Origin of the sequence: Nonomuraea sp. NPDC049649 (genome assembly GCF_040675175.1) — a bacterium.
Classification (GTDB): Bacteria; Actinomycetota; Actinomycetes; order Streptosporangiales; family Streptosporangiaceae; genus Nonomuraea.
This window is the reverse complement of record NZ_JBFAOH010000001.1, coordinates 224,811-238,732: the sequence shown is the minus strand read 5'-3', so window position 1 is coordinate 238,732 and position 13,922 is coordinate 224,811. Positions and strand designations below refer to the sequence as shown.

At 72.2% G+C, this 13,922-nt stretch carries 13 protein-coding genes; 9 read left to right on the top strand and 4 right to left on the bottom strand.

Annotated elements, in window-relative coordinates; genetic code table 11:
* The first annotated feature begins 50 nt into the window (after window positions 1-50).
* From AB0J42_RS01130 to AB0J42_RS01100, 7 genes are read left to right on the top strand one after another with little or no spacing between them, the layout of a single operon-like run.
* Window positions 51-1,118, top strand: a complete 1,068-nt coding sequence (locus tag AB0J42_RS01130; protein WP_364286976.1) for a DUF917 domain-containing protein — start codon at window positions 51-53, stop codon at window positions 1,116-1,118.
* Complete coding sequence (locus AB0J42_RS01125; protein WP_364286973.1) at window positions 1,111-2,658, top strand: hydantoinase/oxoprolinase family protein; 1,548 nt, start codon at window positions 1,111-1,113, stop codon at window positions 2,656-2,658. The genes AB0J42_RS01130 and AB0J42_RS01125 overlap by 8 nt, the downstream gene beginning before the upstream one ends.
* A gap of 20 nt (window positions 2,659-2,678) precedes the next feature.
* The gene (locus AB0J42_RS01120) at window positions 2,679-4,331 is read left to right on the top strand and encodes an ABC transporter substrate-binding protein (RefSeq protein WP_364286970.1); all 1,653 of its coding nucleotides are present in this window, start codon (window positions 2,679-2,681) and stop codon (window positions 4,329-4,331) included.
* Between the two features lie 3 nt (window positions 4,332-4,334).
* A complete protein-coding gene (locus tag AB0J42_RS01115; RefSeq protein ID WP_364286967.1) occupies window positions 4,335-5,351 on the top strand; it encodes an ABC transporter permease in 1,017 nt (338 codons plus the stop codon).
* A complete protein-coding gene (locus AB0J42_RS01110) occupies window positions 5,348-6,205 on the top strand; it encodes an ABC transporter permease (RefSeq protein WP_364286964.1) in 858 nt (285 codons plus the stop codon). The genes AB0J42_RS01115 and AB0J42_RS01110 overlap by 4 nt, the downstream gene beginning before the upstream one ends.
* On the top strand, window positions 6,202-6,939 hold the full coding sequence (locus AB0J42_RS01105) for an ABC transporter ATP-binding protein (RefSeq protein WP_364286961.1): 738 nt from the start codon (window positions 6,202-6,204) through the stop codon (window positions 6,937-6,939). Before AB0J42_RS01110 ends, AB0J42_RS01105 begins: the two co-directional genes overlap by 4 nt.
* Window positions 6,936-7,823 (top strand): ABC transporter ATP-binding protein, encoded by an 888-nt coding sequence (locus AB0J42_RS01100; RefSeq protein WP_364286958.1) that lies wholly within the window; start codon window positions 6,936-6,938, stop codon window positions 7,821-7,823. Before AB0J42_RS01105 ends, AB0J42_RS01100 begins: the two co-directional genes overlap by 4 nt.
* Here AB0J42_RS01100 and AB0J42_RS01095 read toward each other — a convergent pair.
* Together AB0J42_RS01095 and AB0J42_RS01090 are read right to left on the bottom strand one after the other, a co-directional pair.
* Window positions 7,810-8,169: a DUF742 domain-containing protein gene (locus tag AB0J42_RS01095; protein ID WP_148029695.1), complete on the bottom strand. Its 360-nt coding sequence runs from the start codon at window positions 8,167-8,169 to the stop codon at window positions 7,810-7,812. The two genes, AB0J42_RS01100 and AB0J42_RS01095, sit on opposite strands and share 14 nt — an antisense overlap.
* A complete protein-coding gene (locus tag AB0J42_RS01090; RefSeq protein ID WP_364286955.1) occupies window positions 8,162-10,036 on the bottom strand; it encodes a nitrate- and nitrite sensing domain-containing protein in 1,875 nt (624 codons plus the stop codon). Before AB0J42_RS01090 ends, AB0J42_RS01095 begins: the two co-directional genes overlap by 8 nt.
* A gap of 186 nt (window positions 10,037-10,222) precedes the next feature.
* Between AB0J42_RS01090 and AB0J42_RS01085 the strand changes: the two genes are divergently transcribed.
* Window positions 10,223-11,785, top strand: a complete 1,563-nt coding sequence (locus tag AB0J42_RS01085) for an ABC transporter substrate-binding protein (RefSeq protein WP_364286953.1) — start codon at window positions 10,223-10,225, stop codon at window positions 11,783-11,785.
* Here the strand turns inward: AB0J42_RS01085 and AB0J42_RS01080 are convergent.
* Window positions 11,761-11,925: a hypothetical protein gene (locus AB0J42_RS01080; protein ID WP_187280982.1), complete on the bottom strand. Its 165-nt coding sequence runs from the start codon at window positions 11,923-11,925 to the stop codon at window positions 11,761-11,763. The two genes, AB0J42_RS01085 and AB0J42_RS01080, sit on opposite strands and share 25 nt — an antisense overlap.
* 20 nt (window positions 11,926-11,945) lie before the next feature.
* Here AB0J42_RS01080 and AB0J42_RS01075 point away from each other — a divergent pair, with 20 nt between their 5' ends.
* Window positions 11,946-12,578, top strand: a complete 633-nt coding sequence (locus AB0J42_RS01075) for a hypothetical protein (RefSeq protein ID WP_364288165.1) — start codon at window positions 11,946-11,948, stop codon at window positions 12,576-12,578.
* On the opposite strand, the gene AB0J42_RS01070 is transcribed toward AB0J42_RS01075, so the two are convergent.
* Window positions 12,544-13,893 carry an NAD(P)/FAD-dependent oxidoreductase gene (locus AB0J42_RS01070; protein ID WP_364286950.1) on the bottom strand — a complete coding sequence of 450 codons (1,350 nt, stop codon included), beginning with the start codon at window positions 13,891-13,893 and terminating at the stop codon, window positions 12,544-12,546. The genes AB0J42_RS01075 and AB0J42_RS01070 overlap by 35 nt on opposite strands.
* Window positions 13,894-13,922: the final 29 nt, after the last annotated feature.

Sequence of the window (13,922 nt, the reverse complement as noted above, 5' to 3'; positions counted from 1 at the left end):
CGCCACGTCACTGGCGTGATGCGGTGCTATGTGCGAGCTTGGGGTTCCTTATGAGGATCAGTGAAACTGACATTCCGGCCCTGGCGCGGGGCTGCGCCGTCCTCGGCACCGGTGGCGGCGGCGACGTGCGGGCCGGGTCGCTGGCCGCCGTGCGGGCGATCGAGACGTACGGTCCGGTGCCGCTCGTCAGGCTGGCCGACCTCCCTCCGGACGCCCTGGTCGTCCCGCTGTCCGGCATCGGCGCGCCGACCGTGAGCCACGAGATGCTCCACGGCGAGGACGAGCCGGTACGCATCGCCGGGGAGGTCGAGCGCCTGTTCGGCAGGCCGCCGGCGGCCGTCATGTCGTCGGAGATCGGCGGCTCGAACGGGGTCGCCCCGGTGGCGTGGGCCGCCCAGCTCGGGTTGCCGCTGCTCGACGCGGACGGCATGGGCCGGGCCTTCCCCGAGGTCCAGATGGTCTCGATGTACGTGGCGGGGTTACCCGCCGATTTGGTGATCATGTCGGACGTGGCGGGCAACGTGGTGACGATCCGCCCGGTCGACGGCCTGTGGTCGGAGCGGCTGGCGCGGGCGGTCTGCGTGGCGTCGGGCTCGTCGGCGCTGATGGCCGACTACGTGCTCACCGCCGAGCGGGCCAGGGGAGCGGTGATCGAGGGTACGGTCACGCGCGCGCTGGAGATCGGCCGGTCGACCGAGGGCGCGGCCGACCCGCTGGCGGCCCTGACGTCGGCGCTCGGGGCGGTCCGGCTGATCACCGGCAAGCTGACCGACGTGGCGCGGCGCACCAGCGGTGGGTTCGTCAGGGGCACGGCCACGGTCGAGGGCACCGGCGAGGACCGCGGCCGCACGCTCGTGCTGGAGCTGCAGAACGAGAACCTGGTCGCCGTCGAGGACAACCAGGCCCGCGCGATGGTGCCGGACCTGATCACGGTGGTCGACACCGAGACCGCGGCCGCGATCCAGACCGAGGCGCTGCGCTACGGCCAGCGCGTCACCGTGCTCGCCTGGCCGTGCGACCCGCTCTGGCGCACCGACAGGGGGCTGGACACGGCCGGGCCCCGGGCCTTCGGCTACGACCTGGACTACGTACCCGTGGAGGACCTGACCGATGGCTGAGCCGGACCTGCGGATCGGGATCGACGTCGGCGGCACCAACACCGACGCGGTGGTGCTCGACGCGGCCGACCGGGTGATAGCCAAGGCCAAGCGGCCGACCAGCCGGGATGTCACCGGGGGATTGCGCGACGCCTTGGACGCCGTACTGCGGAGCCTGGGCGAGGAGGCGCGCGGCCGGGTCGGCAGGGTGATGCTGGGCACCACCCACGCGACCAACGCCATCCTGGAGCGCCGCAACCTGGGCCGGGTGGCCGTGCTGCGGCTGGGCGCGCCCGCCACCACATCCGTGCCGCCGCTCACCGGCTGGCCCGCCGCGCTGCGCGAGGCCGTCTCGGCCGGGGAGGCCGTGGTGCCCGGCGGTCATTACGTGGACGGGCGCGAGATCGGCCGCGTCGACCCCGGCTCGATCCGCCGGTTCCTGGACGAGGCGGAGGCGGACGCGGTCGCGGTGACCGCCGTGTTCAGCCCGGCCACCGCCGATCACGAGCGGGCCGTCGAGGAGCTGGTCAGGAGCGAGTACGGGCTGCCGGTCTCGGTCAGCCACGAGATCGGCTCGCTCGGGCTGCTGGAGCGCGAGAACGCGACCGTGCTCAACGCCGCGCTGTACGGGGTCGCCCGGCATGTCACGGCGGCCCTGACGGCGGCGCTGGCGGAGCGGGGCCTGACGGCCACCCCCTACCTGGCGCAGAACGACGGCACGCTGATGACGCTGGAGCACGCGGCCCGGCTGCCGGTGGCGACCATCGGCTCCGGCCCGGCGAACTCGCTGCGCGGGGCCGCGTTCCTGTCGGGGGTGCCGGACGCGATCGTGGCGGACGTCGGCGGCACCTCGACCGACCTCGGGGTGCTGACCGGCGGGTTCCCGCGCGAGTCGGCGGCGGCGGTGGAGATCGGCGGCGTGCTCACCAACTTCCGCATGCCGGACATCCTGGCCATCGCGCTCGGCGGCGGCACGGTCGTGCGCGGCACCGGGGTCGGCCCCGACTCGGTGGGCTACCGGATCGAGCAGGAGGCGCTGGTGTTCGGGGGCGGCACGGCGACGCTCACGGACGCGGCGGTCGCGGCCGGGCGGCGGCCCGCGGGCGTCACCTGGGACCTGGGCGACATGTCGGAAGATATCCGCGACACTCTGCAAAACGCCCTCGCCATCGCCGACGGCCTGGCCGCCGACGCCGTGGACCGGATGACGCTCGGCCGCACCGGGCGTCCGCTGGTGGCGGTGGGTGGCGGCGCCTTCCTGCTGCCCGGCGAGATCCCCGGCGTGAGCCGCGTCGTCCGCCCCGAGCACGCAGAGGTGGCCAACGCCGTCGGCGCCGCCATCGCCCTGGCGAGCGGCAGAGTGGATACGATCATGCCTGCGGGTGGAAGCCGGACAGAGGCGATCGAAAGGGTCAGACAGGAGGCCGCGGCGCGTGCCGTGGCCGCGGGCGCGGATCCGGCCCGGGTCCAGATCGTCGACCTCCTCGAGGTGCCGCTCAGCTATCTCGCCGAGCCTGCCGTGCGGATACACGCCAAAGCCGCCGGTCCACTCACCCGGTGACAACTCGAAAGGATCCCCCCATGCGCTGGCACAAGCGTCTGCTCGTAGCCGGGATCGCCGGTGTCGTGGCCCTGGCCGCATCCGCGTGCGCGGGTGGCCAGGTGCGCGGCGCCGGCGGCACCCCACAGCCGAGCACCGGCCAAGAGAGCACGGCGGCGACCACGACGGAGAACACGGCGGAGAACACGGCGGAGAACGACGCCACCTTCGTCTACGCCCCCAACCTGGACGTGGTGACCGACTGGGACCCGGCGACCTCGTACTCGAACGAGATCATCGCCCTGGCCAACATCTACGAGGGTCTCACCCGCTACAACGCCCAGACCAAGGAGGTCGACCCGTTACTGGCCACGGAGTGGACCTCGGGTGACGACGGCAAGCTCTGGACGTTCAAGCTGCGTCAGGGCGTGAAGTTCCACACCGGCGGCACGCTCGACGCCGAGGCCGCCAAGAAGGCCATCGAGCGGACGATGAAGGCGGGCGGCGGCGCCGCCTACATCTGGGACGCGGTCGACACGATCGAGACGCCGGACGCCTCGACGCTGACGTTCAAGCTCAAGTACGCCGCCCCGATGGACCTCATCACCTCCTCCGGGTACGCGGCCCACATCTACGACGCCGACGCCCTGGAGGAGAACGCCGAGGACGTCGAGGACGGCAAGCTCGACGCCGGTACCGGCCCGTACACGATCGACACCTGGCAGAAGGGCCAGGAGACCGAGCTGACGCTGAAGGCGTTCGAGGACTACTGGGGCGGCTGGCAGCCCGAGCAGTACAAGAAGGTCGCCTTCCGGGTGACGCCGGAGATCACCACGGCCTGGCAGCTTCTCCGCAGTGGCGAGGTCGGGTTCGTGCAGCGGCTCAACCCGCAGCTGTTCGAGCAGGCCGGCATGACCGAGGGCGTGCAGGCCAAGCAGGCGCCGTCGTTCCAGAACCTGCTGGTGCTGTTCAACACCGCCGACGGGCCGCTGAAGGACGTGCGGATCCGGCGGGCGCTGCAGCACGCCATCGACTACGACGGCCTGGTGGCGGCGCTCAAGGGCGCGGGGCAGAAGGCGAGCGGGCTGGTCCCGCCCGGCCTGCTCGGCCACACCGCCGGCCTGGAGCCGAAGCAGGACCTGGAGAAGGCCCAGGAGCTGCTGCAGGACGCCGGGTACGGCCCGGACAACCCGGAGCTGAAGCTCACGCTCACCTACGCCCAGGGCGACGAGGACCAGAAGCTGCTGGTCACGCTGCTCACGGCGGCGCTGAAGCAGGTCAACATCGACCTCCAGGCGCGGGCGATGGCCTGGAACGCCCAGTGGGACCAGGGCAAGAAGGGCGGCCAGGACATCTTCGTCATGTACTGGTATCCCGACTACGCCGACCCGTACTCGTGGTTCCTCAACGTCTTCCGCAGCGCCGACGACGTCCAGTTCAACCTGTCGTACCTGAAGGACAAGGAGATCGACGCGGCCATCGACGGGCTGCCGCGGCTCACCGCGACTGATCAGCTCGCCGCCCATCAGGCCTACGCCGACCTGCAGAAGAAGATCATCGACGAGCAGGCGGCGGTCGCGGTGCCGTACGTGCAGACCTACCAGCGCGCGCTCTCCGCGGACGTGCAGGGGTACGTCGACAACCCGGCCTACCCGAACGTGGTCTTCTTCCACGACCTCAAGCCCGCCGGCTGAGCGATGCCGCGTTACCTGATCCGCCGGCTGGGCCAGGCCCTCCTGGTCATGGCCGGCGTGGTCGCCCTCACGTTCGTCATCACCAGGATGGTGCCCGGCGATCCGGCGGTCGCCTACGCCGGGCCCAAGGCCACGCCCGAGCAGCTCGCCGAGGTGCGCGAGCGGTTCGGGCTGGACGAGCCGCTCTGGGTGCAGCTCGGCGCCTACGTCACCGACCTGCTGTCGGGTGACTGGCAGACCAGCCTGCACACCCGGCGGCCGGTGCTGGAGGACCTGTACCACGCCTTCCCGGCCAGCCTGGAGCTGGTCGGGGCCGGGCTGGTGATCGCCGTCGTGACGGGCATCCCGGTCGGGGTGCTGGCCGCCCGGTTCAAGGGCCGCCTCCCGGACTTCTCGGTACGGCTGACCAGCATGCTGGCGGTGTCGCTGCCGGTGTTCTGGCTGGCGCTGGCCCTGCAGACGGTCTTCGCCAGCCACCTGGGCTGGTTCCCGGTCGCCGGCGAGTACGACAGCGCGCTCGACACCACGAGCCCGCTGACGCTCTGGACGAACATCACCCTCGTGGACGCGCTCATCACCGGCAACTGGCCGATCTTCACCAGCACGCTGTCCCACCTGGTGCTCCCGGCCCTGGTCGTGGCCGCCTACCCGGCGGGGGTGATCGCGCAGATGGTGCGCGCCACACTGATCGAGGAGGCGTCGCAGGACCACGCCCGGATGGAGCGGGCGCTCGGGTTCCGCGAGACGACGATCCTGACCAGGTTCGCGCTGCGGCCCGCGCTCAACCCGGTGCTGTCGCTGATCGCGCTGGTCTTCGCGTACGCGATCGTCAACGGGTTCCTGGTGGAGGCCGTCTTCAACTGGCCCGGCCTGGGCCGCTACGCGGTCAACGCCATCTCCCACTCCGACACCCCGGCCGTCGCGGGCGTCACGCTGCTGGTGGCGCTGGTGTACGTGCTCGCCAACCTGGTGGTCGACCTGCTGCAGGGGGTCGTCGATCCGAGGGCGAGGGCCCGGTGAGCACGCCCGCCGAGGCGGCGCCGCTCCGCCGCACCCTGCCGCGGGTCACCGACCGGTTCGCCCTCGCCGGGGCCGTGCTGATCGCGCTCATCGCGCTGGCCGCCCTGCTGGCGCCGTGGATCGCCCCCTACCCGCCGGACGAGGTGAACCCGTTCGACTCGCTGCGGGCTCCGGACGGGGCGCACTGGTTCGGCACCGACGCGGCGGGCCGCGACGTGTTCAGCCGGGTGCTGTACGGCGGGCGGACGTCGCTGTTCATCGCCGTGACCGTGCTGGCGGTCTCGGCCACCGCGGGCGTCCTGCTCGGCGTGGTGGCCGGGTACGCGGGCGGCTGGGTCAGAGACGTGATCATGCGGGTCACGGACGTGTTCCTGGCCTTCCCCGCGCTGCTGCTGTCGGTGGCCCTGGCGGTCGTGCTGCGGCCGAGCGTCACCACCGTGATCGTGGCCATCGCCGTCACTTGGTGGCCGTGGTACGCGCGGCTGTCGGCGTCGATGGCCGCCTCCATCGCCACCCGCCCGTACGTGGACGCGGCGCGCTGCCTGGGCGTGCCCGCGCACATGATCATCCTGCGGCACGTGCTGCCGAACTCGCTGACGCCCGTCCTGGTCCAGGTCTCGCTCGACGCGGGCGGGGTCATCCTCACCGCCGCCGCGCTCTCGTACCTCGGGCTGGGCGCGCAGGAGCCGACGGCCGAGTGGGGGCTGATGGTGGAGCAGGGGCAGACGCTGTTCACCACGAACTGGTGGGTCGTCACCTTCCCCGGGCTGGCGATCCTGCTGACCGCGTTCGCGTTCAACGTGCTGGGCGAGGGGCTGCGCAACGCGCTGGACCCGCGGAGGATCGTGACGTGATCGAGGTACGCGACCTGCGGGTGAGCTATGGCGGACGGACCGTGGCGCGGGTGCCCGAGCTGGACGTGGCGCCGGGCGAGTGCGTGGCGATCGTGGGGGAGAGCGGCTCCGGCAAGTCGACGACGCTGCTGTCGCTGCTCGGGCTCACCGAGGGCGCCGAGGTCTCCGGGCGGATCCGGGTGGCCGGGGTGGACGTGACGGCCGCCTCGCCGGCCGAGCTCCGCGCGATCAGGGGCGCCCGGGTGGCGCTCGTCATGCAGTCGCCGCAGGCCGCGCTCAGCCCCACCACCCGGCTCGGCACGCTGATGCGCCGGGCGCTCAAGTTGCACCGCGTGGGCGACGCCGAACGGGTCATGACGGAGGCCGTCCGGGCGGTCATGCTCGACCCGGCCATCCTGCGCCGCTACCCGCACGAGATCTCCGGCGGGCAGGCGCAGCGGTTCGCGATCGCGCTGGCCGTCGCGCTGGGCGCGGAGGCGATCCTGGCCGACGAGCCGACCAGCGCGCTGGACGTGACCGTACAGGCCGAGGTGGCGGCCGTGCTGCGCGGCCTCTGCGCCGAGCGCGGGCTGGCGCTGCTGCTGGTCTCGCACGACCTGGCCCTGGTCTCCACCATCGCCGACCGGGTGCTGGTCATGCGCGACGGCGAGGTCGTGGAGAGCGGGCCCGCCGCCCGCGTGCTCGCCGAGCCCGCCCACCCCTACACCCGCGAGCTGCTGGAGGCGCTGCCGTGAGCCTGCTGAGGGCGGAGGCCGTGACGCTCGGGTACGGGCGCACGCCGGTGGTCCACGACGTCACCCTCGACATCACCGAGGGCGGGGTGGGCCTGATCGGCGAGAGCGGGTCGGGCAAGACGACGCTGGCGCGCGCCTTCCTCGGCCTCCTCACCCCAATGTCCGGAAATATCTTGTACGGGGACCGAAATCTAAAAAAAGTGGACATGAAGCGCTTCCGCGCCGACGTCCAGCCCGTCTTCCAGGCCGAGTCCCTCGACCCCCGGATGCGCGTCGGCAGCTCCGTCGCCGAGGCGCTGCCCCGCTCCGCCCGCCACCGCGTCCCCGGCCTGCTCGAACAGGTCGGCCTCGACCCCGCCCTGGCGAGCCGCAGGCCGCACCAGCTCTCCGGAGGCCAGCGCCAGCGCGTGGTCATCGCCCGCGCCCTCGCCGTCGGCCCGAAGCTGCTCATCCTGGACGAGCCCACCAGCGCCCTCGACGTGACGGTCCAGGCCAGGATCCTCGACCTGCTTGCGGGGCTGCCCGCCGAACGCCTGCTCATCACGCACGACCTGGCCGTCGTCGGGAAGCTCTGCCGCACCTCGCACGTGCTGTTCGCGGGCCGCGTCGTCGAGTCGGGCCCCACGGCCGGCCTGCTGGAACGGCCCGCTCACCCGTACACGAGGGCGCTGCGCGACGCGGTGCCGAGGCTCGGCGGAGAGCCGCCCGCGCTGCGCGCGCGGCCGGTCACGGACGAGGGGACGGGGACGGGCTGCGCGTTCCGGCCGCGCTGCCCGATGGCGGTCGCGGAGTGTGAACGGGCGCCCGCGCTGCGCGATCTCGCCGGGCACGACGGACGCCGGGTCGCCTGCCACCGGGCGGAGGACGTGCTCAGAGAGCCTTGAGGCCGTCGATGACCTCCAGGAGCACCGTGGCGTCGGGGGCCGGAGGCGGCGACTCCACCTGGACGAGTTTCTGCTGGTGCAGGTCGCCGACGAGCACCCGCACCACGCCGATGGGCAGGTTGAGCTCCGCGGCCACGTCCACGAGCCGGGTCGGCTTGGTGCACTTCTGCAGGATGATGAGATGCTCGGGCCCGAGCCCGACCGGCGGCGTCAGGCCGCCCGAGGTGATGATGACCGCGATGAGGTCGATGGCCTCGCTCGCGGGGACCGTGCGGCCCCGGGTCAGTAAGTAGGCCGGGACGATCGGACCGGCGTCCTCGTCCAGCCAGCGCTCGTCCCTACTCACCTTGCACCACCCGGATCGGGCGGGCCGGGGCCCTGGCGGGCTCCTCCGGCTCGTCCGGAGGATCTGTCACGTGTTCTGCCGGGATCAGCACGATGGCGGTGGTCCCTCCATATGGTGAATCGCGCAACATCACGCGAATGTCATGCCTGGCGGCAAGGCGGGAAACGACGAAGAGGCCGAGGCGCTCGCTGTCGGCCAGGTCGAACTCGGGCGGGCTGGCCAGCCGCTCGTTGTACTCGGCCAGCTGCTCGTCGGGCATCCCGAGCCCTCTGTCCTCCACGTGGAAGGCGAAGCCGCGGGCGGCGACCTCGCCGCGCACGATGACGGAGGTGTGCGCGGGGGAGTAGACGGTGGCGTTCTCGATCAGCTCGGCCACCAGGTGGATCATGTCGCCGACCACCGGGCCGGCGAGGCACTGGGGCGGCATCGGCTCGACGACCACCCGCTGGTAGTCCTCGACCTCGGCGGCGGCGCCGCGGGCCACGTCCAGCATCGGCACCGGCTTGCTCCAGCCGCGCCCGGGGGTGGCGCCCGACAGGATGATCAGGCCCTCGGCGTGGCGGCGCATCCGGGTGGTCAGGTGGTCCAGCCGGAACAGGTCGTCCAGGTCGTCCGGGTTGGTGGCGCGGTGCTGCATGCCCTCCAGCTGGATCCGCTGGCGGTGCAGCAGCGCCTGGCTGCGCCGGGCCAGGTTGCGGAAGACGTGACCGACGCCGTCGCGCAGCTGGGCCTGGCCCACGGCCGCCTCCACCGCCGTCTGCTGGACGACGGAGAAGGCCTGGCCGACGTCGTCGATCTCGGCGGTCGTGCTCGCGACGGAGACCTCCGGCACGTCGACCACCTCCCCTTTCCGCAGCTTGGCGACCACCTCGGGCAGCCGATGGTGGGCCACCTCGAGCGCCGCGCCGCGGAGGCCGGCCAGCTCCTTGGACAGCCGGCCGCCCATCCGCAGCGAGAACGCGATCGAGACCAGGATCAGCACGAGGCACGTCCCGGCCAGCAGGAGAGCCCGGACCAGGACGGCCTCGGCCACCGGCTCCGAGCGCTCCTGCAGGATCATGCTCGCGCGCATCTGGGCCTCTTGGAAAGACCTCGCCAGCGACTCTGTGGTGTCCAGCCACCCGGCGGGCGACCCGCCCGCGATGATCTGGTCCTCCATCAGCCGCATCCGCTGGTACGCGGGCGAGGTGATGATCGAGACCTGGGTCTCGCGCAGGCTCGGGTCCAGCTGGCCGAGCGAGTGGTCGATGAGGAAGCGCCGGTTGCCGGCCAGCCGGGTGAACAGCCTGCGCTCGGCCGTCGTGGTGGGGCCCAGGCCGAGCGCCTGCTCCCGGGTGAGCAGCTCCTTGGCGTAGCCGAGGTCGATGACGATCCGGGACTGCTCGTAGATCGGCAGGTCGTCGATGTAGCCGACCCGCCGGTGCAGGTCGAAGAGGGTGTCGATGATGGCGCTGTACGCCTCCACCGTGCGCAGACGGTCGGACAGGCCCGTGTCGATCTCTCCTCGGATCGCGTCGAGCCTGTCGAGTTGCGTGTCCACCGCGTCCACCTGCTTGCGGATCGCCTCCGACGTATTCCGGGACGTGCCCGAGAGTCTCTGGAACTCCTCCATCGCCCTGTCGCTGCGGGAGCGCTGCTCGGTGAGCGCCGGCCTCTCGGACGACGCGTCGCCGCGCAGGAGCTGCACGGAGGCGAGGCGTTCGCGCTGCAGCTCGTTGCCGAGCCGGTACGCCGGGTGTCGCAGGTTCGTCCAGAGCGTCTGGTACTGCCGCAGCTCCAGACTCTCACTCGCCGTCACGGCGGTGATGACGCCCCACAGCACCACCATCGAGGCGAGCGGAACCAGCAGTAGGCCGATGATCTTCATACGGATCGTTCGGCTACGACCCATGGCACCTCACTCCGGTAGGTCCCCTGCTGGCAACCCCGGACGGGACAAGGCACGAGGATAGCAATTCGATCACCGGATTGCCCAATTTTTCGGTGGTTTCGGACATTCGGCCATGATCGTCTAGTAGGTTCTCCCGGTAGATCGGTCATAGAGGGAGATGCGTTGCGCCGTTGTCTCGCAGCGGTCGTCGCGCTGGTGCTGCTCGCCACGGCGTGCTCGGCGCCGGAGGCGGTGCGGCAGCCGCGGCTGGGAGAGTCGGCGTTCGTCTACGTCAAGAACACCGACGTGATCACCGATTGGGACCCGGGCACGTCCTACTCCACCGAGATCATCGCCCTGCAGAACGTCTACGAGACGCTCACCCTGTGGAACCCGGTCACCAAGAAGAGCGTCCCCCGCCTGGCCACCGAGTGGAGAAGCAGCGCCGACGGCCGGACCTGGACGTTCACCCTCCGCGAGGACGTCACCTTCCACACCGGCCGTCCCATGGACGCCACCGCCGTCAAGGAGGCCATCGAGCGGACCATCGCCACCAAGTCCGGCGCCTACTACATCTGGGACGCGGTCTCCTCCATCAGGGTCGAGGACACGTACACGATCACGTTCGCGCTGCGCTACCCGGCGCCGCTCGACGTGGTCGCCGCCTCCGCCTACGCGGCCTACATCTACGACACGAAGGCGGCGCCCGACCTGCCGGGCTGGTTCGCCGCGGGCCGCGACGCCGGGACCGGGCCGTACACCGTGGACTCCTGGAAGAAGGGGGCCGAGGAGGAGCTGACGCTCAAGGCGTACGACGGCTACTGGGGAGGCTGGGACCGGCCGCACTACCGCACGGTCAAGTACCGGGTGCTGCCCGGCCAGGAGCAGGCCTGGCGGCTGCTGCTCCGCGGCGAGGTCAGCTTCCTCAGCCGGCCCGACCCGCGGCTGTTCGCCCGGGCGACGATCAGGCCGGGCCTGCGCACCTCGGAGCGGCCCTCCTTCCAGACCGCGATGCTGCTGTTCAACACCGCCGACGGGCCGATGTCCGATCTCCGGGTGCGGCGCGCGGTGCAGAAGGCCGTCGACTACCGCGGCGCCATCCAGGCGCTGCGCGGCGGCGTCATGCCGCACAGCGGCGTGGTGCCGGAGGGGCTGCTCGGCCACGTGCCCGGCCGCACCCCCCGCCAGGACCTCGAAGGCGCCGCCGAACTGCTCAGGAAGGCCGGGTACGGGCCCGGGGGCAGGCCGCTGCGGCTCACCCTCACCTACACCGAGGGCGACACCGACCAGCGCGTCCTGGTCAACCGGCTCCGCCGGGACCTGCTGCGGCTCAACGTCACCCTCCGCGCCCGCGCCCTGCCCTGGCCGGACCAGTGGGAACGGGGCAAGAAGCGCGGCCAGGACATCATCTTCATGTACTGGTGGCCCGACTACCCCGACGGCTACTCGTGGTTCGGCAACGTCTTCCACAGCGCCGACCCGCCCGTGTTCAACCTGGCCTACCTGAACGACCCGACCACCGACGCGCTGCTCGACTCGCTGCCCGAGCTGACCGTGACCGACCGGGCCACGGCGCAGCAGGCGTTCGTCCGGGCCACCCGCAGGGTGCTGGACCAGCAGGCCGCGGCGGCCATGCCGTGGGTGCTCAACTACCGGCGGGCCTACCTGGGCAGCGTGCAGGGCTACGTGGACAACCCGGCCTACCCGGACACGGTCTTCGTCTACGACCTGCGGCCCTCGGGCTGACCCTCGACCCGCTCGCGCAGCCGTACCCTGATCTCCTCCGGCGTGTAGGCGCGGCGGCGGCGCTCGGCGCGCGCGATCGCCACTCCCGTGGCCGCGACGCCCGCGACCCCTGCCAGGCCGAGTATCTTCCACCAGCGCATCTGCTTAGGCTAGCCCCGTGCTGACTCTCGACGAGGCGGTTGAGCTCACCAGGACGGGCGACCTGTGGATCTTCCGCGGCCGCGCCGTCCCCGACCGGGCCATCCAGACCATGACCAACAGCCCGGTCAACCACGTCGGCATGGCGATCGTCATCGAGGACCTGCCGCCCATGATGTGGCACGCCGAGCTCGGCAGGTCGCTGCCCGACCTCTGGTCCGGCACCCACCACCGCGGCGTGCAGTTGCACGACCTGCGCGACGCGGTGACCGTCTGGGCCGACCGCTACGGCCAGCGCGCGTGGCTGCGCCAGCTCGAACCGCAGGCCACCCGGGAGATGGAGGACGCCGCGCTGCGCACCGTGGCCCGGCTCGACGGCACGCCGTTCCCGTCCACCGCCAGGCTCGCCGCCCGCTGGCTGCGCGGCCGGCTGCCCAAGCTGCGGGGCCCGGCGGGGGAACGCGCGCTGGAGAACGCCTACTGCGCCGAGGTGGTGGCCGTCACCTACCAGGAGATGGGGCTGCTGCCCGCGGGCCGCCGGCCCAGCTGGTACGACCCCGGCAGGTTCTGGAGCGGCGACGACCTCGACCTGCTCGGCGGCCATCAGCTCGGCAGGGAGATCACGGTCGGGATCCCACTGGCTCGGTCACGCTGATCCGGCGCGAGCGCGGCCTGACCGGCATGTGCTCCAGCTGATCCAGCGTGCCGGGGGAGTCCTGGAGGAAGTCGAGCCTGATCAGGTCGTCCGGGGCCAGCATGTTGAGCAGCCAGTCGCCGCTCACGCGCAGCCGGGAGCGGCCCGAGGGCGTCGTCAGCAGGTGGTAGCCGCGGGTCACGAGCTGCGCCGCCCGCCCCTCCAGGTTGAGCCCGAACGGCCTGGCCACCGCGTCGGAGCCGCCCAGATCGACCACCAGGCCGAGATCGTGGTGACGGTACTCGCGCATCCGGCCGCCGCGCAGCGCCGCCAGCACGTTCTCCGCCGCGACCTTCGCCTGCCGGTGCGCGTGCTGGGCGGTCGGCGCGCACGGCGTGCCCGGCCCGGCCGTCAGGTCGGGCACCGCCGCCGCGTCGCCCAGCCCGAACACGCCCTCGCACCCCGGCACCCGCAGATCGGCGCCCACGACCAAGCGGCCCTTGACCGTCTCGGTGCCGAGGCTGGACACCACCGGCCGCGGCGTCACCCCCGCCGTCCAGATGACCGTGCGCGCCGGCATCCGGGTGCCGTCCGTCAGCGTCGCGGTGGCCTCGGCGACCCGGTCCAGCGAGACGCCCAGCCGCACCTCCACGCCGCGGCTCTCCAGCAGCCGGGTCGCCGCCGCGCCCAGCTCAGGGCCCAGCTCCGGCATGACCTTCGGCGCGATGTCGATCAGAGTCCAGCGCAGCAGCCCGGGATCCAGGTGCGGGAAGCGGGCCATCGCCCGGCGCGTGACGAGCTGCAGCGCCGCCGCCGTCTCCACGCCCGAGTAACCGGCGCCCACCACCAGGAACCCGCACCGGGCCGCCCGCTCGTCCGGGTCGTGCGTGCTGGCGGCCAGCTCCAGCTGGGCGATCGCGTGGTCGCGCAGATAGACCGCCTCGGCCAGCGTCTTCATGCCGTGCACGTGCTCGTCCAGGCCCGGCACGTCGAACTTCCTGGTCATGCTGCCCGGGGCGAGCACCAGCACGTCGTACGGGACCCGCACCGGCTCGCCGTCGATCTTGAGCACGTTCACGGCCCGGCCGTCCAGGTCCACGTCGAGCGCCACGCCCGGCAGCAGCATGCTGCGCCGCAGCCGCGCGTGGAGCGGGGTCACGATCGAACGCGGCTGCAGCACCCCGGCCGCCACCTGCGGCAGCAGCGGAAGGTACAGCGTGTAGTCCTTCGGCGTGATCAGCACGATCTCCGCCTCGCCCGGCCTGAGCCGGCGCTCCAGATGTCTTGCGCAGGTGTACCCGCCGAAGCCGGTGCCCACGATCGCTATGCGTGTCACCCGTAGCCCCTTCCGTGGACAAGGCGGGG

Excerpts from the sequence above, each read along its gene's own strand:
- AB0J42_RS01090 (WP_364286955.1), bottom strand. The coding sequence starts at position 10,036 with ATGAAGATCATCGGCCTACTGCTGGTTCCGCTCGCCTCGATGGTGGTG.
- AB0J42_RS01120 (WP_364286970.1), top strand. The coding sequence starts at position 2,679 with ATGCGCTGGCACAAGCGTCTGCTCGTAGCCGGGATCGCCGGTGTCGTG.
- AB0J42_RS01080 (WP_187280982.1), bottom strand. The coding sequence starts at position 11,925 with ATGCGCTGGTGGAAGATACTCGGCCTGGCAGGGGTCGCGGGCGTCGCG.
- AB0J42_RS01115 (WP_364286967.1), top strand. The coding sequence starts at position 4,335 with ATGCCGCGTTACCTGATCCGCCGGCTGGGCCAGGCCCTCCTGGTCATG.
- AB0J42_RS01130 (WP_364286976.1), top strand. The coding sequence starts at position 51 with ATGAGGATCAGTGAAACTGACATTCCGGCCCTGGCGCGGGGCTGCGCC.
- AB0J42_RS01125 (WP_364286973.1), top strand. The coding sequence starts at position 1,111 with ATGGCTGAGCCGGACCTGCGGATCGGGATCGACGTCGGCGGCACCAAC.